General features: G+C 75.1%; 19 protein-coding genes and 1 pseudogene. 12 read left to right on the top strand and 8 right to left on the bottom strand.

Features of this window, described 5'->3' with window-relative positions; translation table 11 throughout:
- From ABZ836_RS24155 to rsmI, 3 genes and pseudogenes are all read right to left on the bottom strand, one after another.
- Positions 1–248: pseudogene (locus ABZ836_RS24155) on the bottom strand (hypothetical protein); the annotation flags it as partial.
- 223 nt (positions 249–471) lie between these two features.
- Positions 472–2,280, bottom strand: coding sequence for an ABC-F family ATP-binding cassette domain-containing protein (locus ABZ836_RS24150; RefSeq protein WP_356129776.1), 1,809 nt, complete (start codon positions 2,278–2,280; stop codon positions 472–474).
- Between the two features lie 173 nt (positions 2,281–2,453).
- A complete protein-coding gene (gene rsmI / locus ABZ836_RS24145; protein WP_361145308.1) occupies positions 2,454–3,353 on the bottom strand; it encodes a 16S rRNA (cytidine(1402)-2'-O)-methyltransferase in 900 nt (299 codons plus the stop codon).
- A 63-nt stretch (positions 3,354–3,416) separates the two neighbouring features.
- Here rsmI and ABZ836_RS24140 point away from each other — a divergent pair, with 63 nt between their 5' ends.
- From ABZ836_RS24140 to ABZ836_RS24105, 8 genes are all read left to right on the top strand, one after another.
- Positions 3,417–5,123 carry a phospholipid carrier-dependent glycosyltransferase gene (locus ABZ836_RS24140; protein ID WP_356129780.1) on the top strand — a complete coding sequence of 569 codons (1,707 nt, stop codon included), beginning with the start codon at positions 3,417–3,419 and terminating at the stop codon, positions 5,121–5,123.
- 70 nt (positions 5,124–5,193) lie between these two features.
- Positions 5,194–6,066, top strand: coding sequence for a 16S rRNA (adenine(1518)-N(6)/adenine(1519)-N(6))-dimethyltransferase RsmA (gene rsmA / locus ABZ836_RS24135; RefSeq protein ID WP_356129782.1), 873 nt, complete (start codon positions 5,194–5,196; stop codon positions 6,064–6,066).
- The gene (locus tag ABZ836_RS24130) at positions 6,063–7,004 is read left to right on the top strand and encodes a 4-(cytidine 5'-diphospho)-2-C-methyl-D-erythritol kinase (protein ID WP_356129784.1); all 942 of its coding nucleotides are present in this window, start codon (positions 6,063–6,065) and stop codon (positions 7,002–7,004) included. Before rsmA ends, ABZ836_RS24130 begins: the two co-directional genes overlap by 4 nt.
- Positions 7,005–7,036: 32 nt before the next feature.
- Entirely contained in the window at positions 7,037–7,345 is a 309-nt protein-coding gene (locus ABZ836_RS24125; protein WP_356129786.1) for a hypothetical protein, read from the top strand.
- A gap of 34 nt (positions 7,346–7,379) precedes the next feature.
- Positions 7,380–8,255, top strand: coding sequence for a TatD family hydrolase (locus ABZ836_RS24120; RefSeq protein ID WP_361145303.1), 876 nt, complete (start codon positions 7,380–7,382; stop codon positions 8,253–8,255).
- Positions 8,256–8,360: 105 nt separating this feature from the next.
- On the top strand, positions 8,361–9,980 hold the full coding sequence (locus ABZ836_RS24115) for a penicillin-binding transpeptidase domain-containing protein (RefSeq protein WP_361145300.1): 1,620 nt from the start codon (positions 8,361–8,363) through the stop codon (positions 9,978–9,980).
- A gap of 219 nt (positions 9,981–10,199) precedes the next feature.
- The gene (locus ABZ836_RS24110) at positions 10,200–11,912 is read left to right on the top strand and encodes a penicillin-binding transpeptidase domain-containing protein (RefSeq protein WP_361145297.1); all 1,713 of its coding nucleotides are present in this window, start codon (positions 10,200–10,202) and stop codon (positions 11,910–11,912) included.
- Positions 11,913–12,015: 103 nt separating this feature from the next.
- Entirely contained in the window at positions 12,016–12,510 is a 495-nt protein-coding gene (locus tag ABZ836_RS24105; RefSeq protein ID WP_361145294.1) for a GNAT family N-acetyltransferase, read from the top strand.
- 16 nt (positions 12,511–12,526) lie between these two features.
- On the opposite strand, the gene ABZ836_RS24100 is transcribed toward ABZ836_RS24105, so the two are convergent.
- From ABZ836_RS24100 to ABZ836_RS24085, 4 genes are all read right to left on the bottom strand, one after another.
- Complete coding sequence (locus ABZ836_RS24100; protein ID WP_361145291.1) at positions 12,527–13,717, bottom strand: serine hydrolase domain-containing protein; 1,191 nt, start codon at positions 13,715–13,717, stop codon at positions 12,527–12,529.
- A 195-nt stretch (positions 13,718–13,912) separates the two neighbouring features.
- Entirely contained in the window at positions 13,913–14,653 is a 741-nt protein-coding gene (locus ABZ836_RS24095) for an ABC transporter ATP-binding protein (protein ID WP_361145288.1), read from the bottom strand.
- A gap of 73 nt (positions 14,654–14,726) precedes the next feature.
- Entirely contained in the window at positions 14,727–15,488 is a 762-nt protein-coding gene (gene cbiQ, locus ABZ836_RS24090) for a cobalt ECF transporter T component CbiQ (protein ID WP_356129798.1), read from the bottom strand.
- Positions 15,489–15,493: 5 nt separating this feature from the next.
- A complete protein-coding gene (locus ABZ836_RS24085; RefSeq protein ID WP_361145284.1) occupies positions 15,494–16,609 on the bottom strand; it encodes an energy-coupling factor ABC transporter permease in 1,116 nt (371 codons plus the stop codon).
- Between the two features lie 132 nt (positions 16,610–16,741).
- Between ABZ836_RS24085 and ABZ836_RS24080 the strand changes: the two genes are divergently transcribed.
- Entirely contained in the window at positions 16,742–17,626 is an 885-nt protein-coding gene (locus tag ABZ836_RS24080) for an SsgA family sporulation/cell division regulator (RefSeq protein ID WP_361145281.1), read from the top strand.
- A gap of 188 nt (positions 17,627–17,814) precedes the next feature.
- On the opposite strand, the gene ABZ836_RS24075 is transcribed toward ABZ836_RS24080, so the two are convergent.
- A complete protein-coding gene (locus ABZ836_RS24075) occupies positions 17,815–18,354 on the bottom strand; it encodes a YbaK/EbsC family protein (RefSeq protein ID WP_361145278.1) in 540 nt (179 codons plus the stop codon).
- Positions 18,355–18,586: 232 nt separating this feature from the next.
- Between ABZ836_RS24075 and ABZ836_RS24070 the strand changes: the two genes are divergently transcribed.
- The 3 genes from ABZ836_RS24070 (at position 18,587) to ABZ836_RS24060 (ending at position 25,168) form a co-directional block, all read left to right on the top strand.
- On the top strand, positions 18,587–21,892 hold the full coding sequence (locus tag ABZ836_RS24070) for a S41 family peptidase (RefSeq protein WP_361145275.1): 3,306 nt from the start codon (positions 18,587–18,589) through the stop codon (positions 21,890–21,892).
- A gap of 235 nt (positions 21,893–22,127) precedes the next feature.
- Entirely contained in the window at positions 22,128–22,892 is a 765-nt protein-coding gene (locus ABZ836_RS24065; protein ID WP_361145273.1) for a hypothetical protein, read from the top strand.
- A complete protein-coding gene (locus tag ABZ836_RS24060; protein ID WP_361145270.1) occupies positions 22,889–25,168 on the top strand; it encodes a HEAT repeat domain-containing protein in 2,280 nt (759 codons plus the stop codon). Before ABZ836_RS24065 ends, ABZ836_RS24060 begins: the two co-directional genes overlap by 4 nt.

Here is a 25,168-nt window from a genome sequence, read left to right as displayed (position 1 = left end):
CCGCTGGACGCCCTCCAGGGATGGTCGGTGGACCCGCGCACCGGGGACGTCGGACACGTCAGCGGCCGGTTCTTCACCGTCCCGGGCGGCGTGGTGGCGTCGCGGCCGGGCTCGGCGGACGCGGCGGGCTCGGGCTCGGCGGGCGGCTCCGGCGGGGCGGTGTATCCCGGCGGCGGAGCGTCCTGCGGGTCCTGCTTGCGCAGCGGATCGTCGGACGACCGGGACGGCTGTTCGGGCGGCTGTGTCACAGCGCCTCCCCCTCTTCACTGACCGACGCCCCGCGCCTGGCCGCTACCTGGGCCCCTCAGCTGTACTCAGGGACCAGTTGTCATACCGGGGCCTTTTCTATCACCCACGCCGGAACACGACGGGCCGGTTCCTCCCCTGTTCCCAAGGGAGGACCGGCCCGTGACGCCCCCGTTATCGGTGACGCGCCGTCAGGTCGCCGCGGTCGTCGGGACGGTGCCGGCGTCAGGCGTCCTCCGCCAGTTCCAGCCACCGCATCTCCAGTTCGTCCCGCTCCGACGCCAGGTCGCGCAGCTGCGCGTCCAGTTCGGCCACCTTCGCGAAGTCCGTGGCGTTGTCGGCGATCTGTCCGTGCAGCTTGCCCTCCTGCTCGGAGATCCGGTCCAGCCGCCGCTCGATCTTCTGCAGTTCCTTCTTCGCGGCCCGCTCGTCCGCCGCGCTCCTCCCGGCGGCGGCCGGCTTCGCGGCCGGGGCGGGCGCGGAGGCGGCGGCGGCCTCCTCCATCCGCCGGCGGCGCTCCAGGTACTCGTCGATGCCGCGCGGCAGCATCCGCAGCGCGGAGTCGCCGAGCAGCGCGAACACCCGGTCGGTGGTGCGCTCGACGAAGAACCGGTCGTGGGAGATCACGATCATCGAGCCGGGCCAGCCGTCGAGGACGTCCTCGAGCTGGGTGAGGGTCTCGATGTCCAGGTCGTTGGTGGGCTCGTCGAGGAAGAGGACGTTGGGCTCGTCCATCAGCAGCCGCAGCAGCTGCAGGCGGCGGCGCTCACCGCCGGAGAGGTCGCCGACCGGCGTCCACTGCTTCTCCTTGCCGAAGCCGAACGTCTCGCAGAGCTGTCCGGCGGTCATCTCGCGGCCCTTGCCGAGGTCCACGCGCTCCCGCACCCGCTGGACCGCCTCCAGGACCCGCCAGTCGGGGTCGAGTTCGGCGACCTCCTGGGACAGGTACGCGAGCCGGACCGTCTTGCCGACCTTGATCCTTCCGGCGGCGGGCTGCTCCTCGCCCTCGCTGCGGGCGGCGGCCGCCATGGCCCGCAGCAGCGAGGTCTTGCCGGCGCCGTTGACGCCGACCAGGCCGATGCGGTCGCCGGGGCCGAGCTGCCAGGTGACGTGCTCCAGCAGCGTCTTGGGACCCGCCGTGACGGTGACGTCCTCGAGGTCGAACACGGTCCTGCCGAGGCGGGAGGAGGCGAACTTCATCAGTTCGCCCGTGTCGCGCGGCGGGGGGACGTCGGCGATCAGCTCGTTGGCCGCCTCGACGCGGAACCGGGGCTTGGAGGTGCGGGCGGGGGCGCCGCGGCGCAGCCAGGCCAGCTCCTTGCGGACCAGGTTCTGCCGCTTGACCTCCTCGGTCTGCGCGATCCGCTCCCGCTCGGCGCGGGCGAACACGTAGTCGGAGTAGCCGCCCTCGTACTCGTGGACGTCGCCGCGCTGCACGTCCCACATGCGGGTGCAGACCTGGTCGAGGAACCAGCGGTCGTGGGTGACGCAGACGAGCGCGGAGCGGCGGGCCGCGAGGTGGGCGGCGAGCCAGGCGATGCCCTCGACGTCGAGGTGGTTGGTGGGCTCGTCCAGGACGATCAGGTCCTGCTCGGCGATCAGCAGCTTGGCGAGCGCGATGCGGCGGCGCTCACCGCCGGACAGCGGGCCGATCACGGTGTCCAGGCCCTTGGGGAAGCCGGGCAGGTCCAGGCCGCCGAAGAGGCCGGTGAGCACGTCGCGGATCTTCGCGTCGCCCGCCCACTCGTGGTCGGCGAGGTCGCCGATCACCTCGTGGCGGACGGTGGCGGCGGGGTCGAGGGAGTCGTGCTGCGTGAGGACGCCCATGCGGAGGCCGCCGACGTGGGTGACGCGGCCGGAGTCCGGCTCCTCCAGCTGCGCGAGCATGCGGATCAGGGTGGTCTTGCCGTCGCCGTTGCGGCCGACGACACCGATGCGGTCCCCTTCGGACACGCCGAGGGAGATGCCGTCCAGGAGGGTGCGGGTGCCGTACACCTTGCGGACGTTCTCGACATTGACCAGGTTGACGGCCATTTCACTCCAACCGAGGGGAACGAGCTCAGCGCCCCAGATTAGCCCCCGTCACCGCCCCCGCCCCACGCTCGGCCGCCCTCCCCGCCCCGCGCACGGCACCGTGCCCACCGCCCCGCGCACGGCACCGTGCCCACCGCCGCGCGACCGCGGCTCCGGTCCCGGGTGCGGTGGGGTCAGCGGGCGGCGTTCTTCGCGGCGACGACCGCGTCGAAGACCTCCCGCTTCGGCAGGCCCGCCTCCGCGGCGACCGCCGCGATCGCCTCCTTGCGCCGCTCCCCGGCCTCCTCCCGCGCCCGCACCCGCCGCACGAGCTCCTCGGCGTCGACGTCGCCCGGGGCCGGCTCGGGGGCGCCCTCGACGACCACGGTGATCTCCCCGCGGACGCCCTCCTTCGCCCAGGCGGCGAGCTCGGCCAGCGAACCCCGCCGGACCTCCTCGTACGTCTTGGTGAGCTCGCGGCACACCGCCGCCCGCCGGTCCCCGCCGAAGACCTCGGCCATCGCCGCGAGCGTGTCGTCCAGCCGGTGCGGCGCCTCGAAGTAGACGAGGGTGCGCCGCTCCCCGGCGACCTCCCGCAGCCGGCCCAGCCGCTCGCCCGCCTTCCGCGGCAGGAACCCCTCGAAGCAGAACCGGTCCACCGGCAGCCCAGACAGCGCCAGCGCGGTCAGCACCGCGGACGGCCCCGGCACGGCGGTGACCTTGATGTCGTGCTCGACGGCCGCCGCGACCAGCCGGTACCCGGGGTCGGAGACCGACGGCATGCCCGCGTCCGTGACCAGGAGCACCCGCGAACCGCCCCGCAGCGCCTCCACCAGCTCGGGGGTGCGCGCGGTCTCGTTGCCCTCGAAGTAGGAGACGACGCGCCCCTCGGTGCGCACCCCGAGCGCCTGGGTGAGGCGGCGCAGCCTGCGGGTGTCCTCGGCGGCGACCACGTCGGCCGTGGCGAGTTCCCGGGCGAGGCGCGGCGGGGCGTCGGCCACGTCCCCGATGGGCGTCCCGGCGAGGACGAGGACACCGCCCCCCGGGGACGGCGGGGCGGCGGGAGAGGGCTGCGGGGAAGGCGTATCGGTCACCGTTCCATCGTCGCAGGACGACAACCCTGCCCCACGCACCGCCCGGTTCCCTACGATGGCGCGGTGACCAGTACCCCGACCGAGACGGACCTCCGGCAGGAGCGGGCGCCGCTCAGGAAAGAGGCGGCGGGCCCGCCCGCCGACGACGTCCGCAGCCGCCTGGTGCCGCCGTTCATGTCGCCCGGCCCGCGGCTGTGGGAGACGCTGCGGATCGCCCCGGGCGCGGGCGAGAGGCTGGCGCGGTGGTCCGGGTGGGTGGGGCCGCTCCTGGTGACCCTCTTCGCCGGCCTGCTGCGCTTCCGCGACCTGGGCAACCCCCGGGCGGTGATGTTCGACGAGACGTACTACGCGAAGGACGCGTGGGCGCTCGTGCACCGCGGGTTCGAGCTGAGCTGGCCCAAGGACGTCGACAAGCTGATCATCGAGCGGGCCGGGGACGTGCCGCTGCCCACCGAGGCGGCGTACGTCGTCCATCCGCCGGTCGGCAAGTACGTCATCGGGCTGGGCGAGCTGATGTTCGGCTTCGAGCCGTTCGGGTGGCGGTTCATGCCGGCGCTGCTCGGCACGCTGTCGGTGCTGCTGGTGTGCCGGATCGGCCGCCGGCTGTTCCGCTCGACGTTCCTGGGGTGCCTGGCCGGTCTGCTGCTGGCGGTGGACGGGCTGCACTTCGTGATGAGCCGCACCGCGCTGCTGGACGGCGTGCTGATGTTCTTCGTGGTGGCCGCGTTCGGCTGCCTGGTGGTCGACCGGGACCGGGCGCGGGCGCGTCTGGCGGCGGCGCTGCCGGTCGACGAGTTCCGCCTGGTGCGGCCGGACGCGGAGATCGCGGCGACGCTGCGGCTGGGCGCGCGGCCCTGGCGGTGGGCGGCCGGTCTGATGATGGGCCTGGCCATCGGCACCAAGTGGAGCGGCCTGCCGGTGCTGGCCGCGTTCGGGCTGCTCACGGTCCTGTGGGACGTGGGCGCGCGGCGCACGGCGGGGGCCCGGCACCCGTACGCGGCGGTGCTGCGCCGGGACGTCGTTCCCGCGTTCCTGTCGACGGTGCCGGTCGCCGTCGTCACCTACGTGGTGTCGTGGACCGGCTGGATCCTCTCCCCGCGGGACGGCTCCGGCGGCTACTACCGGGACTGGGCGGCCACCGCGGGCGAGGGCGGCTGGTGGTCCTTCCTGCCGGACTGGCTGCGCAGCCTGTGGCACTACGAGAGCCAGGTGTGGGGCTTCCACGTGGAGCTGACCTCGCCGCACACCTACCAGTCCAACCCGTGGTCCTGGCTGGTGATGGGACGCCCGGTCTCCTACTTCTACGAGTCGCCCGGCCCCGGCCAGGACGGCTGCCCGGTGGACGTGGCGGACAAGTGCGCCCGCGAGGTGCTGGCGATCGGCACGCCGATGCTGTGGTGGGCGGGCTGCCTGGCCCTGCTGTACGTGCTGTGGCGCTGGGCGCTGCGCCGCGACTGGCGGGCCGGCGGGATCCTGTGCGCGGTCGCGGCCGGGTACCTGCCGTGGTTCATGTACCAGGAGCGGACGATCTTCCTCTTCTACGCGGTGGTGTTCGTGCCGTTCCTGTGCCTGGCGCTGGCGATGACGGCGGGCGCGCTGCTGGGGCGGTCGGGCGCGCAGGAGACGCGGCGGGTGGCCGGCATCTCCGCGGTCGGGCTGCTGGTGCTGCTGGTGGTGTGGAACTTCGCGCACTTCTGGCCGATCCTCGCCGGGGAGTCGATCCCCCTGGAGGAGTGGCAGAGCCGGATGTGGCTGGACACCTGGGTGTGACCGCCCCGAGGCGGGGGCGGGCCGACGGGCGTCGGCGGGGAGGGCGGCCGGGGCAACGTACGCTGGTGCCGTGAGCAGCCCCACCCCCGCCGACGCCCTTCTCGGTCCCGCAGACGTACGCGAACTCGCCGCCGCCCTCGGGGTCCGCCCCACGAAGCAGCGCGGCCAGAACTTCGTGATCGACGCCAACACGGTGCGCCGTATCGTCCGTACCGCCGAGGTCCGCCCCGAGGACACCGTGGTGGAGGTCGGCCCGGGCCTGGGCTCGCTGACGCTGGCCCTGCTGGAGGTCGCCGACCGGGTCACCGCCGTGGAGATCGACGACGTGCTGGCCTCCGCGCTGCCCGCGACGATCGCCGCCCGGATGCCGGAGCGCGCCGACCGGTTCGCGCTGGTCCACTCCGACGCGATGCAGGTCCGTGAGCTGCCCGGACCGGCTCCGACGGCGCTGGTGGCGAACCTGCCGTACAACGTGGCGGTGCCGGTGCTGCTGCACATGCTGGAGACGTTCCCCAGCATCGAGCGCACGCTGGTGATGGTGCAGGCCGAGGTCGCCGACCGGCTGGCCGCCGGCCCCGGCAACAAGGTCTACGGCGTGCCGTCGGTGAAGGCCAACTGGTACGCCGAGGTGAAGCGGGCCGGGGCGATCGGGCGGAACGTGTTCTGGCCCGCGCCCAACGTGGACAGCGGGCTGGTCTCGCTGGTCCGCCGCACCGAGCCGGTCGCTACCTCCGCCACCCGGCGGGAGGTGTTCGCGGTGGTCGACGCCGCGTTCGCGCAGCGCCGCAAGACGCTGCGGGCGGCGCTGGCCGGCTGGGCCGGGTCGGCCGCCGCCGCGGAGGCCGCGCTGGTCGCCGCCGGGGTGTCGCCGCAGGCGCGGGGCGAGGCGCTGACGGTGCACGAGTTCGCACGGATCGCCGAGCGGAAGGGGGCCCAGGGGTGAGCCGCGGCGTGACCGTCCGGGTCCCGGCCAAGGTCAACGTGCAGCTCTCCGTGGGCGCCCCGCGCCCGGACGGGTTCCACCCGCTGGCCAACGTCTTCCTCGCGGTCGGGCTGTACGACCGGGTCACGGTCACCCCGGCCGAGGAACTGCGGGTCACCTGCTCCGGGCCGGACGCCGGCCAGGTCCCGCTGGACGCGAGCAACCTCGCCGCGCGGGCCGCGCTGGCGCTGGGCGCCCGGTACGGGCGGGACGCCGCGGTCCACGTCCACATCGACAAGGACATCCCGGTGGCCGGCGGCATGGCCGGCGGCAGCGCGGACGGCGCGGCCGCGCTGGTCGCCTGCGACGCCCTGTGGGGCACGGGCGCGTCCCGGGCGGAGCTGCTGGAGATCTGCGCGGAGCTCGGCAGCGACGTGCCGTTCAGCCTGGTCGGCGGGGCGGCGCTGGGCGTCGGGCGCGGTGAGCTGCTGACGCCGCTGGAGGTGGGGGGCGACTTCCACTGGGTGTTCGCGATGGCCCCGCGGGGGCTGTCGACCCCGGCCGTCTTCCGCGAGTTCGACCGCCTCGCCGAGGGCCGGCCGGTGCCGGAGCCGGTGGCGGACGAGTCGCTGCTGACCGCCCTGGCGAAGGGCGACGTGGACGCGCTGGCCGCGGCGGTCTCCAACGACCTCCAGCCGGCGGCGCTCTCCCTCTTCCCCGAGCTGGCCGACACCCTCCGGGTGGGCCGCGAGGCCGGCGCGGCCGCCGCCCTGGTCTCCGGCTCCGGCCCCACCACGGCCTACCTGGCCCGCGACGCGGCCTCCGCGGCCCGCGTCGCGGAGGCCCTCACCGCCTCCGGCGCCTGCCGCGACGTCCGCCTCGCCACCGGCCCGGCACCGGGCGCGACGGTGGTCCGGAGCCGGCCGTGGACGGGATCCGGAACCGCGCCGCGGTCCTAACCTGGAGGAGAGGGCGTCGGAAGGAGTCCGCCATGACGACGCAGCATCCCCGCCAGGTCCACGAGGCCTACGCCTTCGCCTGCATGCGCTGCGGGCACGGCTGGGAACAGGACTACGAGATCGAGCACCACGTCCGCCTCGACGGCACCGGTGTGGTGACCTACCGCGCCGGCGGTGAGACCGTGCCGTCGCCGCTGTCCCGGCCGACCTGCCTGAACTGCGGCAGTCACGTGGTCCGGATCATGCGGCCCGGTGTGGTGCACGAGTTCGACGAGCTGCTGCACGGCTCGCACCGGGGGCAGCGGCCCACCCGGCACTGGTGGCAGCGCTCCACGGCGTGACCGGCGGCCCGGGAACGTTCGTAGGATCGGAGGCATGCCTTCGAAGAACCACGCCGAAGCCCCGCCTGCACCCGAGCCGCTGAGGGTCCCGGTCGCCGACTCGCACACCCACCTGGACATGCAGTCCGGCACCGTCGAGGAGGCCCTCGCCGCCGCGGCGGCCGTCGGGGTGACCACGCTGATCCAGGTCGGCTGCGACCTGAAGGGCTCGCGGTGGGCCGCCGAGACCGCGGCCGCCCACGCCGACGTCCACGCCGCGGTCGCCCTGCACCCCAACGAGGCGCCGCGTGTGGTGATGGGCGACCCGGACGGCTGGTCGCGGCAGGGGGCGCGCGTGCCCGGCGGCGAGGCCGCGCTGGACGAGCAGCTCGCGGAGATCGACGCGCTGGCCGCGCTGGAGCAGGTCAAGGCCGTCGGCGAGACGGGGCTGGACCACTTCCGCACCGGTGACGAGGGCCGGGCCGCGCAGGAGCGGTCGTTCCGGGCGCACGTCGAGATCGCCAAGCGGCACGGCAAGGCGCTGGTCATCCACGACCGGGAGGCCCACGCCGACGTGCTGCGGATCCTCCGGGAGGAGGGCGCCCCGGAGCGCACCGTCTTCCACTGCTACTCGGGCGACGCCGAGATGGCGGAGATCTGCGCGCGCGAGGGCTACTACATGTCGTTCGCCGGCAACGTCACCTTCAAGAACGCCGGCAACCTGCGGGACGCGGTGGCCGTCGCCCCCGCGGAGCTGCTGCTGGTGGAGACCGACGCGCCGTTCCTGACCCCGGCCCCCTGGCGCGGGCGTCCCAACGCCCCGTACCTGATCCCGGTCACCGTGCGGGCGATGGCCGAGGTGCGCGGCATGCCGGAGGAGGCGCTCTGCGAGGCGATCGCCGCCAACACCGCACGGGCCTTCGGCTACTGAGAGCTGGGGACGAGCCGTCGCACACCTGTCGCAGAACCGCATCGTCCTCCCGTTCGTCCTCCTCGGTACCACCAGTAACAGGGGGACCTCGGGGAGGGGAAGGCATTGCGCAAGGGAGTGAAGGGCGCGGTCGTGACCACGGCGTGCGTCGTACTGCTGGGCGGGGCCGGCTACGGGGGGTACAACATCCTGTCGGCCTTCGGGAGCGACGACGTCGGGGTGTTCGCGGCCGATCCGGACGATCCGCTGGACGCGGACGACGTCGAGGAGGCGTCGTCCGCGTTCTTCGACGCCTGGGAGAAGGGCGACGGGTACGCCGCCGCCGCGGCCACCAACGACGAGACGGCCGCAGGCCCCGTGCTCGACGGGATGGCCGAGCAGGCCTCGGTCGGCGACGTGCGGATCACGCCGGGGAAGGCGAAGGGCCCGACCGTGCCCTTCACCGTGCGGGCGACGGTGAGCGCGAACGGGAGGAGCAAGGCGCTCACGTACGCCAGCGAACTGTCCGTGGTGCGCGGGCGCACCACCGGCAAGCCGTTGGTCGACTGGGCGCCGTCGGTCGTCCACCCGCGGCTGAAGGAGGGCGACACCCTCGTCACCGGCCCGTCCGAGGCCCCGGCCATCGAGGCCGTGGACCGGAACGGCAAGGTGCTCACCGCCGAGAAGTACCCCTCGCTGGGGCCGATCCTGGACCAGCTCCGGGAGCGCTACGGCGCCTCGGCGGGCGGCAGCCCGTCGGTGGACCTGGCGATCCGCCACCAGGCACCGGACACCCCGGACACCACCCTGCTGACCGTCTCCGAGGGCAAGGCCGGCACGGTCCGCACCACCCTCTCCGCCTCCGCCCAGGAAGCGGCGGAGAAGGCGGTCGAGCAGTACGAGGAGTCCTCGCTGGTCGCCCTGAAGCCCAGCACCGGCGAGGTGCTGGCCGTGGCCAACCACCGCTCGGACGGCTTCAACGCGGCCTTCCAGGGGCAGTTGGCCCCCGGCTCCACCCTGAAGATCGTGACCGCGGCCATGCTGATCGAGCAGGGCGTGACCAGCGCCGACGGGGCGGCCCCCTGCCCGGACACCGCGGTGTGGCAGGGCCAGACCTTCGAGAACATCACCGGCCTGACCCCGAACGAGAACGCCACCCTGTCCGACAGCTTCGCGCGGTCCTGCAACACCGCCTTCATCAAGCTGATCGACGAGGTGGAGGACGACACCCTGACGCGGGTCGCCGAGGACCGGTTCGGCCTCGGCCGGGACGACTGGAAGACCGGCATCGTCTCCTTCGACGGCAGCGTGCCGCCCTCCGGCGGCCCCGACCGCGCCGCCAACGCCATCGGCCAGGGCCAGGTGCAGCTCAGCCCGCTGAACGTCGCCTCGATCACCGCCACGGCGAAGACCGGCACGTTCCGGCAGCCCTACCTGGTGTCGCCCGAGGCCGACGACCGTGAACTCGCCACGGCGCGCGGCCTCGCCCCGGCGGTGGCCCAGCAACTACGGCGGATGATGCGGCTCACCGCCACCCAGGGCTCAGGGCGGGCGGCGATGGCCGGGCTCGGGCCGGACATCGGCGCCAAGACCGGCTCGGCGGAGGTCGACGGCCAGAAGCTCCCCAACAGCTGGTTCACCGGCTACCGCGGCGACGTGGCCGCCGCGGCGGTCGCCCAGCAGGGCGGCCGGGGCGGCGAGGCGGCGGGCCCGATGGTGGCCGCGGTGCTGCGCGCGACGGGGTGACCACCATCACGCCCCCCGCTGCTCGACGGCGCTGACCTGCGGCGACGTCCGGTGCCGGGCCGGGGTGCGGGGGCCGCGGGAGGGCAATGTGCCGCCCCCCTCCCGCGATGTCCGTCGGCGCTGAGAACATGAGCACCGCACTCCGCATCGACTCCGCACCCCCAGCGCTCCGGCCGGCTCCTCCGGCCAGGACAGGAATCCCTCCCGGAGGAACAGACCGTGGGCAAGAGAAGGCGTGTCCCCGAGCGACAGGGCCTCGGCCGCCGTCCCGCGCTGACCGGCCTGCTGGTCACCGCGGCGGTGGCCGGGCTGGGCGCCGGCGGCTACGTCGTCTTCGGCGACGGCGCCTCCGCGGCCGGCTCCGCGCAGTCCGCCGAGGACCGGCGCACGGCCCCGCTGACCGCCGCCGAGGTGTCCACGGCCGCCGAGACCTTCCTCGCCGCCTGGGAGGCGGGCGACGTGGCGGCCGCCGCCCGCGCCACCTCCGCACCCGAGGAGGCCCGCGTCCACCTCGCCGGCTGGACGAAGGAGGCGGGGATCGAGGAAGCCGCCTTCACCGCCCGCGCACCGCGGGGCGCCGCGCTCGAGTTCGCGGTCAAGGCCACCGTCACCCACGGGAAACTGAGCAAGCCGCTGGTCTACGACGGCGGCCTCACCGTGGTCCGCAGTCCCGCCGACGGCGAGCCGGTGGTCCGCTGGCGGCCGTCGGTCCTCCACCCGGAGCTCAGGGACGGCGAGCGGCTGGTCACCGGCGAGGCGGGCAGCGCCCCCGTGAAGGCCCTGGACCGCAACGGCGGGAAGCTGACCACCGACGCCTACCCGTCCGTCGGGCCGATCCTGAAGAGCCTCGCCGAGAAGTACGGGGAGGAGTCCGGCGGCACCCCGGCGGTCGCGCTGCGCGCGGTGCCGGCCGAGACGCCGGAGGACGCCGCGAAGGACGGCAAGAACGGCGACACCCCGCCGGGCACGAAGGACAAGACGGCGGACGGGCGGGAGCTGCTGCGCCTGGCCGAGCCCACGCCCGGCGAGGTGCGCACCACGCTGGACCCGCGGCTGCAGAAGCTGGCCGAGGAGACGGTGGCCGGCAAGGCCCGCTCCTCGGTGGTCCTGCTGCGCGCCTCCACCGGCGAGATCCTCGCCTCCGCCAACAGCGACCCGGACGTCGACACGGCCCTGCGGGGCTCCCTGGCCCCCGGCTCCACCATGAAGGTCGTCTCCTCCGCGATGCTGCTGGAGAAGGACCTGGCCGCGAACGACCGCGAGCACCCCTGCCCCAAGTACTCCCCGTACGGCGGCTGGAAGTTCCACAACGACGACAAGTTCGCCATGAAGGACGCCACCTTCAAGGCCAGCTTCGCCCGCTCCTGCAACACCGCCTTCATCAGCCAGGCCGAGGAGCTCTCCGACGACGACCTGACCAAGGTCGCCCAGCAGGTCTTCGGACTGGGGCTGAACAACTGGTCGGTGGGCGTCTCCACCTTCGACGGCGCGGTCCCGGTGCAGACGGACGCGCCGATGGCGGCCTCGCTGATAGGCCAGGGCGGGGTGCGGATGAACCCGCTCAACATGGCCTCGGTCTCCGCGACGGTCTCCGCGGGCTCGTTCCACCAGCCCTACCTGGTGCCGCCCACGGTGGACGGGCGGGCGCTGGCGCGGGCGTCGCGCTCGATGTCCTCGTCCGTGCTGGGACAGCTGCGGGAGCTGATGCGGTACACCGCCGCTGCGGGCACGGCGGCGGAGGCGATGGCGGGGCTCGGGCCGTCGTACGGGGCGAAGACGGGGACGGCGGAGGTCGAGGGGCAGGACAAGCCGAACGCCTGGTTCACCGCCTACCGGGGGGACTTCGCGGCGGCGGGGGTCGTACGGGAGAGCGGCCACGGCGGCGAACACGCGGGCCCCCTGGTCGCCGCCCTCCTCCGCGCCACCCCCTGACCCCGCCCTCCGGTCCCACCCCCGGGCCCCGCCACGCCCGCCGCCTCCGCCGCGGCGGGGAAAAGGCGTTGCCGTCGCGGGGAGGGGGCGGGAGCATGCGGGGATGCTGATGCGCGAGGCCACGGCAGGGGACTGGGCCGGGATCCGGCCGTTCTTCCGGCGGATCGTGGAGGCCGGGGAGACGTACCCCTACCCGCGGGACCTCGGCGAGGAGGAGGGCCGCTCCTGGTGGCTCCTGCCCGCCCCGGACCGCACCGTCGTCGCCGAGGACGACGACGGCCGCGTCGTCGGCACCGCGAAGATGAACGCCAACATGCCCCGCGGGGGCAACGCCGCCCACATGGCGAGCGCCAGTTTCATGGTGGACCCCGACCACTCCGGCCGCGGCATCGGCCGCGCCCTGTGCGAGCACGTGATCGACTGGGCCCGCGAGTCCGGTTTCCACGCGATCCAGTTCAACGCGGTCGTGGAGACCAACACGCACGCGGTGAGGCTCTACGAGTCCCTCGGCTTCCGGATCGTGGGGACCGTCCCGGAGGGGTTCCGGCACCCCGCGCACGGCCTGGTCGGCGTCCACGTGATGCACCTGCCCCTGTGACGGGGCCGGCGTGCGCTCACCCCGCCGCCAGCGACTCCCGCACCGCCCGCACCAGCGCCTGCGCCCGCGGGTCGGCCGTGACGGACTTCAGGAAGCCGTTGGTGACGTAGCCGAACGCCACGCCGCTCTCCGGGTCGGCGAAGCCCAGCGCGCCGCCCCGGCCCGGATGGCCGAAGGAGCCGGGGGCGAGCAGCGGCGAGGCCGGGCTGTGCAGCATGTACCCCGCGCCGAAACGGGTGGTGACGATCAGGACCCGGTCGGGCCCGGCCGCGTGCTCGGTGCGGGCGAGGTCCAGCGTCTCGCGCGTGAACAGCGGCCCGCGGCCGTCGAGTTCGCCGGAGAGCGCCGCGTAGAAGCGGGACAGCCCCTCCGCGGTGGCGACCCCGTTGGAGGCGGGCATCTCGGCGGCCCGGTACGCCGGGTCGTTCTCGTCGGCCGTCGGGGAGATCGCGCCGAACGCCCGCCGCGTCAGCGACCGCGGGTCCGCGTACGCCTCGGACACCGCCCGCTTGGGCCGGGCCTTCAGCCCCGTGCCGGCCGCCTCCGGCGCGGGCAGCGGCCCGCAGCGCCCGGCGCGCGCGGCCACCGCCTCCGGGAGCCCGATCCACAGGTCGGCGCCGGGCGGGCCGGTGACCTCCGCGGCGAGCCAGGCGCCCAGCGACACCCCGGTCACCCGCCGCACCAGTTCGCCCACCAGCCAGCCGAAGGTCTGCGCGTGGTAGCCGTGGTCCGTGCCCGGCTCCCAGGCCGGGGCCTGCGCGGCGACCGCCGCCGCCGTGCGCTCCGGGTCGAGGGCCTCGGCGGGGGTCAGCGGCCGGTCCACGGCGGGCAGCCCGGCCCGGTGCGCCAGCAGGTGGCGGACGGTCACCCGCTCCTTGCCGGCCGCCTTGAACCCTGGCCAGTACGCGGCCACCGGCTCGTCGAGGTCCAGCAGACCCCGCTGGTGGAGCAGCAGCACCACGGCCGCCGCCACGCCCTTGGTGGCCGACCGCACGACCTGCGCCGTGTCCCGCTCCCAGGGCGCGGACGCGGCGTCGCCGTCGACGTCCCGGGCGCCGCCCCACAGGTCCACGACCTTGCGGCCGCGCAGGTGCACGGCGACGGCCGCGCCCCGTTCGCCGCGGTGCGTGAAGTTCCGTTCGAATGCCTCCCGGACGGGTGCGAACCGGTCGCTCACCGTGCCGTCGACGTCCACCTGGTCCTCCACCGTTCCCTCAAGCCCTTCAACAGCCTTCACTGCCTTCGACAGCCTTCGCGGGCCTGGCAGCCCTCGCAGCGATCGCGGCCCCGGCGGTGTCCGCCGAGTCCGCGCCCACGGGCGCAACAACCGCCGGTCCGCCGGGATTCCGTGTCCGCCGGCCGCGTGGCCGCCGTCACAGCCACCGCCCCCTTCAGCCCGGCTTCAGCGCGGCGAGAAGCCGTACGGCAGTTCCAGCCGGTTGGCCCGCAGCAGCGCCTCGTCGGCCAGCAGCCCGGCCGTGGGCCCGTCGGCGACGACGGTGCCGCCGGAGAGGATCAGCGAGCGCGGGCACAGCTCCAGCGCGTACGGGAGGTCGTGGGTGACCATCAGGACGGTGACGTCCAGCGAGGTCAGGATCTCGGCGAGCTCGCGCCGGGAGGCGGGGTCCAGGTTGGAGGACGGCTCGTCGAGGACCAGGATCTCCGGCTCCATCGCCAGCACCGTGGCCACCGCCACCCGGCGGCGCTGCCCGAACGACAGGTGGTGCGGGGGCCGGTCGGCGTGCTCGGCCATGCCGACCCGCTCCAGCGCGCGGGCGACCCGGGCCTCCAGCTCGGCGCCGCGCAGGCCCGCGTTGGCCGGGCCGAAGGCGACGTCCTCGCGGACGGTGGGCATGAACAGCTGGTCGTCGGGGTCCTGGAAGACGATGCCGACCCGCCGGCGCACCTCGGCCATGTGGTCGCGGTCCACCGGCAGTCCGGCCACCGTCACGCTCCCGGCGCCTGCCGTGAGGATGCCGTTGAGGTGCAGGACCAGGGTGGTCTTCCCCGCGCCGTTGGGGCCGAGGAGAGCGACGCGCTCGCCGCGTTCCACGGCGAGGTCCACGCCGAAGAGGGCCTGGTGCCCGTCCGGGTAGGCGAAGGCGAGGCCGGAGACCTCCAGGGAGTACGTCACGGGGTCCATCGTCGCAGGGGCGGACGGGGAGCGGTCACCGTCACCGTCACCGTCACTGTCACGGTCACCGTCACGGTCACCGTCACAGGGTCCGGGAGAGCACGCGGACGGCGAGGGCGGTCACCGGCAGGGCCAGCGCGCGCGACCACTGGGGCCGGGTCGCCGCGGCCCCGTCCAGGACCGGCATGGTGCCGGTGTAGCCGCGGCTCACCATCGCGAGGTGGACCCGCTCGCCGCGCTCGTAGGTCCGGATGAACAGCGCCCCCGCGGTCCGGGCCAGCACGCCCCAGGCCCGCGGCCCGCGCGCCCGGAAGCCGCGGGACTCGCGGGCGATCCGCATCCGGGCGAGCTCGTCGGCGACGACGTCCCCGTAGCGGAGCATGAACGAGGCGATCTGCACCAGCAGCGGCGGCATCCGCAGCCGCTGCAGCCCGAGCAGCAGGTCGCGCAGCTCGGTGGTGGCGGCCAGCAGGACGGACGCGCCGACTCCCAGCGTGCCCTTGGCCAGGATGCTCCAGGCGCCCCACAGCCCGGAGACGCTGAGCTGCACGCCCAGCACCTCGGTCCGCGCGCCCTGCGCCACGAACGGCAGCAGCAGCGCGAACGCCACGAACGGGACCTCGACGGCCATCCGCCGCAACGCGAAGGCGGCGGGCACGCGGGCCACGCGGGCCACCGCCGCGAGCAGCAGCGCGTAACCGGCGAAGGCCCACACCGCCTCGCGCGGCGTGGAGACCACGACCACCACGAAGGCGAGGACGGCGACCAGCTTGGTGTGCGCGGGCAGCCGGTGCACCGGCGAGTCGCCGGGCAGGTGCAGCCGGTGCGCGTGCCCGGATCCCACGACGGTCAGATCCTCTCGCGGTCGGTGGCGCCGGCCTCGTCCCCGGTGGCCCGCGAGGTCTCGCGGCGGCGCACGGCCAGGAAGACGCCGGTGCCCACGGCGGCGGTGACGCCCACGCCGATCACGCCGGCCAGGCCCACCGACAGCCGCTCGTCGTCCACACCGCTGACCCCGTAGTCGGCGAGCGGGCCGTCGGCGACCGCGTGCTCCTCTGCGGCCCGGTCGATGCCGTGGTCGGTGGCCACCTTCTCCAGGCCGTCCGGCGAGGCGGAGGCGTAGAAGCTGACGAACCCGGCCAGCACCAGCGAGGCCGCCAGTCCGGCGAGAGGGACCGCGCGCGAGGACTTCGGGGCTGCCGCGGGGGCGGCGGCGGCCGGGGCGGCGGCGGCCGGGGCGGCGGGGGCGTCGACCAGTGCGCCGCCGACCCTGAGCTTCAGCGGACGGGACAGGCCCCGCGCCCCGTGCACCAGGTCCGGGCGGACGGCGATCACGGCGCCCACGGTCAGGGCGGTGATCACGCCCTCGCCGATGCCGATCAGCACGTGCACGCCGCCCATCGCCGCCGCGACCTGGCCGATCGGCACGTCCGTGGTGCCGCCGACCGCGTACAGCAGGGTGAAGAACAGGGCGGACGCCGGCACCGAGAGCAGCGCGGCGGCGAACGCGGAGGCGGTGACGGTGGACCGGCCGGCGGGCAGCACCCGCAGCAGGGTGCGGAACACCAGGTGGGCCACCACCACGGTGACGACCGCCATACAGGTGATGTTGGTGCCCAGGGCGGTGAGGCCGCCGTCGGCGAACAGGATCGCCTGGAGCAGCAGCACCACGGACACGCACAGCACGCCGGTGAACGGCCCGACCAGGATGGCCGCCAGGGCGCCCCCCAGCAGGTGGCCGCTGGTCCCGGCGGCGACGGGGAAGTTGAGCATCTGCACGGCGAAGACGAACGCCGCGGTCAGGCCCGCGAGCGGCGCGGTGCGCTCCGCTCCCGCCGGGCCGGCACCGGCCTGACCGGCCAGTTCGCGGCGGGCGCCGCGCAGCGACACGGCCACCGCGGCGGCGGCCATCGCCCCGGTCGCGACGGACGTGGGGGCGTCGAGGAACCCATCGGGTACATGCACCGTTCGATGGTGCTCTTGTTGCAACTCCCTTGCAAGAGCGTCTCCGCGGCCGGAGGGGCGCCGGTGCCGCTCCGCAGGGGCTCCGGGCGGCCCCGGAGAGCGGAAACCGGGACGGAGTGGGACATTGGGTGAGTGTCCGTGATCGAACAGTACACACGAGCGCACGTCCTGACCGCGTCGCACGAGGACCAGGGCAGGGTGCCCGCGGTGCTGCGCCACGAGCCCGGGGCGTCGGAGGTGACGATCCGCCTGGCCGCGCCCACGGCGCGGGAGTGGCGGGTGGACCGGGCGCTGCTGGAGCGCGGGGTGTGCAGCCCCGCGCACGGCGACGGGGCGGGGGAACCGCCGCGACCGCCCGGGCTCGGGGAGTGCGTGCGGGTGTGGCCCTGCGGGCGGGCCAGCACGGTGGTGGAACTGCCCGGCGACCAGGGGGTGGTGGTCGCGCAGTTCGACACCACGGTCCTGCTCCGCTTCCTCGGCCGCATCCACGCCGCCGCCACCGGAGCCCCCACCCCGGCCCCCACGGGCGCCGCGGGGCCCGCCTCGGCCGCCGCCTCGACCCCCACGAACGCCGCCCGGACCCCCGTGCACGCCACACCCGCCACCGCCCCGCCCCCGTCAGGCGCCGCCCCGGCTGCCGCGGGTGCCGCAGGGGCCGCCCCGCCCTCCCCGGTCACCGCGGGCGCCGCCCCGGCTGCCACGGGGGCCACGGGGGCCGCTCCGGGCTCGGCCGCCGCAGGGGCCGCTCCGGCTGACGCAGCGGCTCCGAGGAGCGCCGCCCGAGCTGCCGCGAGGGCCGCCCCGGCCACCGCGGGCGCCGCCCCGGCTGCCGCAGCGCCCTCGACGGGCGCCGCACGAGCAGTGGCCGCGGGGGCCGCCCCGGTCCCCACCGATGCCGTCCGGGCCGTCACCCCGTCTGCCACCGCCCAGAGGGGTGTTGCCCCGCTCCCGACGGGTGCCGCGCAGGCCCCGGTCGGCGCCGACCCGGACTCGGCACACCCGCCGCACCGGCCCTGACGGGAGCGCCCCCGGCCGCCGGGGCCGTGACCGGTGCCCCGGCCCGCCGCCCGGCCGCGTCCCCCGGGCGGGCGGCGCGGTGCGCGCCGGACCGCGCGTCCGGAACGGCGCCCGCACCCGGCGGGAACCTCATCCCCCGGGGAACGGGAGGACGAGGGCGAGCCCCACCGCCGCGCCGGCCACAGGCGTCACCCGGCCGCCCGCTCACGAACCTCCACCACCGTCGCCCCGGCCCGCTCGACCAGCTCGGCCGGCGCGATCGGGAACACCGAGTGCGGTGTCCCCGCCGCGGCCCACACCACCTCGTGGGCGAGCAGCGACCGGTCGGCGAGGACCCGGGTGCGGGTGCGGTGCCCGAACGGGGGGACGCCCCCGATGGCGTAACCGGTGGTCTCCCGCACCGTCGCCGCCGTGGCCCGGGCGACCTCCTTCGCGTCCAGCTCCCGCCGCACCGCCTCCACGTCGACCCGCCCGGCCCCGTCCATCAGGACCAGCACGGTCTCCCCGTCCACCGCGAAGATCAGCGACTTGCAGATCTGCGAGAGCTCGCACCCCACCGCGGCGGCGGCCTCGGCCGCGGTCCGCACCGCGTCGGGATAGCGGCGGACCCCCGCGAGCAGTTCCTCCAGCCCCTGTTCCCGCAGCGCCTCGGCGAACCGGGGGTGCGCGGCCCCGGCTCCGTCGCCGGCGGCGCCGTTCGTGCCATGTGTCCGGTGCTCGATGGTCATGACCGGCACGCTAGTGATCTCCCCCGCCCCGGTGCGACCCCGTTTCGCCGACCGGACCACCGCGCCCCCGCACCCCCCGGTCCACCGCGCCCCGCGCCCCGCGCCCCCGCGCCACGGAACCCGTGGCCGAGCCCGCGCGACGTGACCGCCCGTGACCCCGTCCTCCCCGTCCTCCCCGTCCTCCCCGTCCTCCCGAGTTGCCCGCCCGCCCGGCCCGCCGAAGCATGGTGGGGTGACCTTTTTGCGCCTGCCCCACATCCGCGGCGACCTGCTGTGCTTCGTGGCCGAGGACGACCTCTGGCTGGCGCCCTTGGAGAAGGGCGGCGAGTGCGGCCGGGCGTGGCGGCTCACCTCCGACCGCACCAAGATCGGGCACCCCCGCTTCTCGCCGGACGGCACCCTGATCGCGTACACCTCCTGGCACACCCTGGTCCCCGAGGTCCACGTCGTGCCGGTGGAGGGCGGTCGGGCGACCCGGCTGACCTACTGGGGCGGCCCGGACGCCCGGGTCTGCGGCTGGACCCCGCCCGACCCGGACCTCGGCGGCCGCAGCGACATCCTCGCCGTGTCCTCGCACGGACAGCCGTTCCCCATCACCTTCTCCTACGCCGTCCCCCTGGACGGCGGCCCGGGCGCCCGGCTGCGCTGGGGCCCGGTGTCCGACATCGACCTCACCGCCGACCCCCGCGTGGCCCGGGAACCCGCGGAGGGCGAGAAGGCGGGGGACGACGACTGGCGGACCCTGCTGCTCACCGGCACGCCCCCGCACGAGCCGGCCTCCTGGAAGCGCTACCGCGGCGGCGCCACCGGCCGCCTCTGGCTGGACGGGCAGCGGCTGCTCGCCGGCATCGGCGGGCACCTGGACTCCCCCCTGTTCGTCGGTGACCGGATCGCCTTCCTCTCCGACCACGAGGGAGTCGGCAACCTCTACTCCTGCGCCCTCGACGGCACCGACCTGCGCCGCCACACCGACCACGCCGAGTTCTACGCACGCCATGCCGCCGGCGACGGCACCCGGGTGGTCTACCAGTGCGGCGGCGACCTGTGGATGGTCGACGACCTGGCCGCGGACTCCGAGCCCCGCCGGCTCGACGTCCGCACCGGCGGCCCGCGGGCCGGACGCCGCGTGTACCAGGTGCCGTCGGCGCAGCACGTCGGCGGGATCGCGGTGGACGAGACCGGCCGGGCCAGCGCCGTGGTGGTGCGCGGCAGCCTGTACTGGCTCACCCACCGGGACGGGCCGGCCCGCACCATCACCGACGTGCCCGGGGTGCGGGTGCGGCTGCCGGAGATGCTGGGCGGCAGCGGCCGGATCGCCTACGTCACCGACGCGGAGGGCGAGGACGCCGTCGAGATCGCCTACCTCCCGCGCGCCACCGGCGACCGGGCCCCGCACCGGCTGGCCTCCCAGCGGCTGGGCCGGGTGCTGGAGATGCACGCCGACCCGGACGGCAACCGTCTCGCGGTCGCCTCGCACGACGGGCGGCTGACGCTGATCACCGTCTCGGAGGACGCCGGCTCCGACACCGAGGCGTACGGCTCGGTCACCGAACTGGTCCGCTCCACCAACGGCCCGGTCCGCGACCTCGCCTTCTCCCCCGACGGCGCCTGGCTCACCTGGTCGCACCCGACGGTCGGGCGGACCCTGCGCCGGATCAAGCTGGCCCGGATCAAGGACGGGCTGGTCGTGGACGTCACCGACGGCCGTTTCGAGGACGAGAGCCCGGTCTTCACCAGCGACGGCCGCTACCTGGCCTTCCTCTCCTGGCGCGGCTTCGACCCGGTGTACGACGTGCACACCGGCGACCTCTCCTTCCCGCTGGGGTCCCGCCCGTACCTGGTGCCGCTGTCCTCCGCGACACCGTCGCCGTTCGCCCTCTCCCCCGAGGGCCGCCCGGCGGCGGGCGGGCTGGAGCTGGAGGGGGCGGACGAGCCGGGCGTGGTCTCCATCGAGACGGAGGGGCTGGAGAGCCGGGTGACGCCGTTCCCGGTGGCCGCCTCCAAGTACTCCTCGCTCACCCCGGTGGCGGGCGGCGGCCTGGTCTGGCTGCGCTGGCCGATCTCCGGCGCCCTCGGCGAGACCTTCGCCAACCCCGACGACCCCAGCGACCGGCCGTCGCTGGAGCACTTCACCATCGCCAAGGCGCGGCGGACCGAACTGGTGCGCCACCTGGAGTGGTTCGGCGTCAGCGGGGACGGCAGCCGGCTGGTGGTCGTCCAGGACGGCGAGCTGCGCGCGATGCCGGCCACCGAGCCCGGCGACCCGGACACCACCGTGTGGATCGACGCCCGGCGCATCTCCCACCGGGTCGACCCGGGAGCCGAGTGGCGCCAGGCCTACGAGGAGGCCGGACGGCTCACCCGCGCCTACTTCTGGGACCCCGGCATGTGCGGCCTCGACTGGGACGCCGTGCTCGCCCAGTACCGGCCGCTGGTCGAACGGGTCACCACGCCCGACGAGTTCGCCGACCTGCTGCGCGAGGTCCTGGGCGAGCTGGGCACCTCGCACGCCTACGTCACCCCGGCCCGCCGCAACGAGGGCCCGCCGCACTACCAGCGCCGTCAGGGCCTGCTCGGCGCGGACCTGGTGCGCACGCCAGCGGGCTGGCAGGTCAGGCGGATCCTGCCGGGCGACTCCTCCGACTCCCGCGCCCGCTCGCCGCTGGCCGGCACCGGCATCCGCGAGGGCGCGGTGCTCACCCAGGTGAACGGCCGGCCGGTCGAGGTCACCGCGGGGCCCTTCCCGCTGCTCGCGGGCACCGGCGACACCACCGTGGACCTCACCTTCACGGCGCCCGGCGGCGGCCCCACTCGCCGGGTCGCGGTGCTGCCGCTGGTCGACGAGCGGCCGCTGCGGTACCAGACCTGGGTGGCCGAACGGCGGGAGATCGTGCGGGAGCTCAGCGAGGGCCGGTGCGGCTACCTGCACATCCCCGACATGGGCGGCTCCGGCTGGGCCCAGTTCAGCCGGGACGTCCGGATGGAGGTCTCACGGCCCGCGCTGATCGTCGACGTCCGGGGCAATGCGGGCGGCCACATCAGCGAACTCGTCGTGGAACAGCTGACCCGCACCATCCTCGGCTGGGACGTCACCCGCCACGCGGACCCCGTCTCCTACGCCTCCAACGCGCCGCGCGGCCCGGTGGTCGCGGTCGCCGACGAGGCCACCTCCTCCGACGGCGACATGATCACCGCGGCGTTCAAGCTGCTGGGACTCGGGCCGGTGGTGGGCCAGCGGACCTGGGGCGGCGTGGTCGGCATGACCGGCCGCCACCGCCTCGGCGACGGCACGGTCATCACGGTCCCGATGAACGCGGCGTGGTTCCACGCGTACGGGTGGTCCGTCGAGAACCACGGGGTGGAGCCGGACGTCGAGGCGCTGCGCACGCCGCTGGACTGGGCCGAGGGGCGCCTCACCGGCCTCGAGGAGGCGGTCCGCATCGCCCTCGACCTCCTCTCCGCCCACCCCGCCGCCGAACCCCCCACCCGAGCCGCCGTCCCCGACCGCACCCGCCCTCCCCTCCCGCCACGCCCCTGACCGGCGGGACGCCCCTGAGACCGACGCCGGTCAACTGGCTGCGCGGTGGCCGGGACCAGGCCGGTCGGCGCCGGCGCACCGAGCAGGAATTCGCCCCTCCGGGTCACTAATCGGTCAATCGCAGGAATGCGCCAAATGGCGTGGACCATGAAGCGCCGTGTGCCTTGTACTGGGTTCCCACACACCCCGGACCCCGCACAGGGCCCACCCTTCGACCGCCTCGGGGGAGGTCGTCATGGCCGGCGACGTCATGCACCACTGGATCCTGGTTCTCGACGTGGAGAACTTCAGTTCACGCCGTGATCCGGTCCAGGAACGCGTGCGTGCCGCGATGTACCGGGCACTCGACGGCGCGTGCGAGCGGGCGCGGCTCCCCCGTGCCTCCCGCACCACCGAGGACCGCGGGGACGGCGCTCTGGTGGTCGTCACCCCCGACGTCTCGCCCCTGCTGCTGGTCGGGCCGCTGATGCGGGAGCTCAACGAGGAACTCGTCCAGCACGCGGAGCAGACCAACGAGGAGCACGCGCTGCGTCTGAGGGTGGCGCTCCACCAGGGACCGACCGGACGGGACGAGTACGGCTGGTCGGGTGACGCGGTGAACACGGCCTTCCGCCTGGTCGACGCGCCGCCCCTGCGCGAGGTGCTGTCCGCCGCCACCGCGTCGCGCATGGTCTTCGCCGTCTCCGACGGCCTCTACCGGGACGTCGTCCGACACGCTCACCGGGGCGTCGACCCGGCCTCCTTCCTTCCCTTCGAGTTCACGGCCAAGCACGACCAGCCGCTGAAGGGCTGGGTCACCGCACCGGGCTACCCGGCGCCGCCCGGGCTTCCCGCCGCCGGCGCCCGGGTCCCGTCCGGCCGCCCCCGGGGCGGGGCCACGCCGGTCAGGGACCAGGGCCTCGCGCCACGGGTCTCCCAGAACGCGGGCACGGTCCAGGGCGACATGGTGGCCGGCGACAAGATCCAGACCGTGCGCACGAGCGGGGACGTGCGGCTGTGACCGACACCCCCCAAGGACAGCCGGCCGCCGGTGAGGCACGGGGGAACCCACCGGCGGCCGGCCCTGCGGCGTCCCCGCCCGCAGGTCAGGAGGGCAACAGGCCCGGCTCTGCGGACAGCGGCGGCGCAGCCGGGGCGGCCCCCGGCGCGCCGCCGTCCGCGGACACCCCGGCGGACACCGGCCAGGAGGAGTCCGCCTCCCAGGACCAGCGTGCCGAACAGGAGTCGAGCGCCCAGGAGGCGACCAGCCGGCTCGGCGAGGGATCGCAGCGGCGTGCCCGGCTGCGACAGGCCGCCGCCAACGTCGCGGGCGACGTGGTCGGCGGCGACAAGTACGTGGTGCTGCTCGGTGGCCGCCGTCAGAGCCTGAGCCTGCTGTCGCCCCTCGTGGTCGAGCAGGTCCGCAGCGCCTACGTGGATCACGGCGAGCGGGCGCAGGAGGAGGCCCGGGACGCCTTGGCCGACCACCGTCTGCTCATCCTGCGCGGCTGCCCCGGACTGGGGAAGTCCGCGATGGCCGTCCGGCTCCTGCTCGGCCGCTGCGAGGCGTCGGCCGTGTACCACCTCGACAGCGCCGTGGACTTCTCCTCCCTCGCCGAGCAGCTGGAGGACGACGAGGGGCAGGTGGAGACCGGGGCGGGCTTCCTGCTCGACCGTCCGCAGGACATCACCGGACTGGACCGGCAGACCTACGAGCGGGTGCGCGGCGCGCTGTCCCGGGCGCGGGCCTGGATGGTGGTCACCGTCGCGGAGGGCGACCCGGTCGACGGGGAGATCCTCGCGTGCGTCCGGGAGGTCGCCGAGGAAACCGCCCCGCCGCCGTTCCAGGTCGTGGAGGCACACGTGCGCCGGCTGCTGCCGGGACGGACTTCCGAACGCGTCCTGGGCGTGGACGGACTGGAGGAGACGGTCCACGACCTGCTGGGGGGCCTCCCGGCCTGCCGCCAGGCCGGGGAACTCGCCGCCGAACTCTGCCGCCAGTTCGAGGAGCAGGGCCAGGTCGACCTCGACCGGCTGCGGGAACACCGCGTCCGGCTGGAGGCGGAGGACTTCGAGGTCTGGGCCGAAGGACTGCCCGACACCGCCGCCCGCAGCTTCGCACTCGCCCTGGCGGTGCTCAACGGCCTTCCCAGGGAGGACATCGCCGAGGCCGCGCGGAAGCTGCGGGAACGGCTGGAGGACACCACCCCCTACGTCCGCGGCACCGGCCCCGACGGCCGGATCGTCTCCTCCCGGGACCCGTTCGCGACTCCCCGCCGACGGCAGCTCGCCCGTCTCAGGGCAACCGAGTGCGAGAAGCCCGACGGCGAACCCGGCCGCTGCCTCGAGTACAAGGATCCTGGCTATCCGCGCCGCGTCATCCTGCACGCATGGACGCAGTACGAGATCCAGGGGGAGCTGCTGTCCTGGCTGACGGAGCTCGCGGAACACCCGTCCGAGGACGTCCGGGCCTACGCCGCCACCAGCCTGGGCGTGCTCGCCACGGACTCCTACCGGCACGTCCGGCGCCGGGTGCTCTCGCCCTGGGCCGCCAGCGACAACCCGGTCCACCGGGAGGCCGTCGCCTGCGCCCTGGCCGTCGCCTGCGGGGACGGCTGGGTCCAGGCGGAGGTCACCGACCTGCTCACCGATTGGTACGCGGACGACGACGCGCGGCTGAGGGCCACCTCCGTACGGGTGCACGGACTGACCGCGCTGACCGACGACCAGGTCGGGCAGATCGTGCCGGTGCTCGCCGTGGACGACATCCGGCTGGCCGTCGCCGCCGGCTACGCCCTCGCCGACCTCCTCGCCGTGGACCAGGACGTGGCCGGCCACCTGCTCCACCACTTGCGGCTCGCGGCGGAGCGGGCGGCGTCACGCCACTGCGCCCTCCTCGCCTTCCTCATCGTGGCCTCCCAGGTGGTGGTCAGGACCGAGGAGGTCGACCCGGACGCCACGGTGCCCGAGTGGCCCTCCCTGCTCTACCTGGCCCACCGGCGCGGCGAGCTCAGGGAGGTGTCCCGGTGGCTGTGGTGCGAAGCGCTCAACGAGCCGTTCCTGCACCGGGAGGCTCAGCAGGTGCTCACCGACTGGGCCCGGCTCGCCGAGAGGGACGCCGAACTCCGCGAGATGCTCCGGCAGCTGGCTCGCGCGGTCGCCGAGCACGACCCCAGGGCCGGCCGCGTCCTGCGTGGATGCGCCGAGTCGTGGCGCGCGGCCGATCGCGTCGTGAAGCTGCCGCGAACGGCCACGCTGGTGCTGAGCCAGCTCGACACCCAGCTCGAAAGGGAGTGA

Source organism: Streptomyces sp. NPDC047130 (assembly GCF_040643475.1).
Taxonomy (GTDB): Bacteria; Actinomycetota; Actinomycetes; order Streptomycetales; family Streptomycetaceae; genus Streptomyces.
Note: the sequence above shows the minus strand (reverse complement) of the source record. Positions and strands in the feature narration are given on the sequence as shown.

Coding starts and splice junctions, on each gene's coding strand:
- ABZ836_RS24095 (WP_361145288.1), bottom strand. CDS start 14,653: ATGGACCCCGTGACGTACTCCCTGGAGGTCTCCGGCCTCGCCTTCGCC.
- ABZ836_RS24150 (WP_356129776.1), bottom strand. CDS start 2,280: ATGGCCGTCAACCTGGTCAATGTCGAGAACGTCCGCAAGGTGTACGGC.
- ABZ836_RS24075 (WP_361145278.1), bottom strand. CDS start 18,354: ATGACCATCGAGCACCGGACACATGGCACGAACGGCGCCGCCGGCGAC.
- ABZ836_RS24125 (WP_356129786.1), top strand. CDS start 7,037: ATGACGACGCAGCATCCCCGCCAGGTCCACGAGGCCTACGCCTTCGCC.
- ABZ836_RS24120 (WP_361145303.1), top strand. CDS start 7,380: ATGCCTTCGAAGAACCACGCCGAAGCCCCGCCTGCACCCGAGCCGCTG.
- ABZ836_RS24065 (WP_361145273.1), top strand. CDS start 22,128: ATGGCCGGCGACGTCATGCACCACTGGATCCTGGTTCTCGACGTGGAG.
- ABZ836_RS24105 (WP_361145294.1), top strand. CDS start 12,016: ATGCTGATGCGCGAGGCCACGGCAGGGGACTGGGCCGGGATCCGGCCG.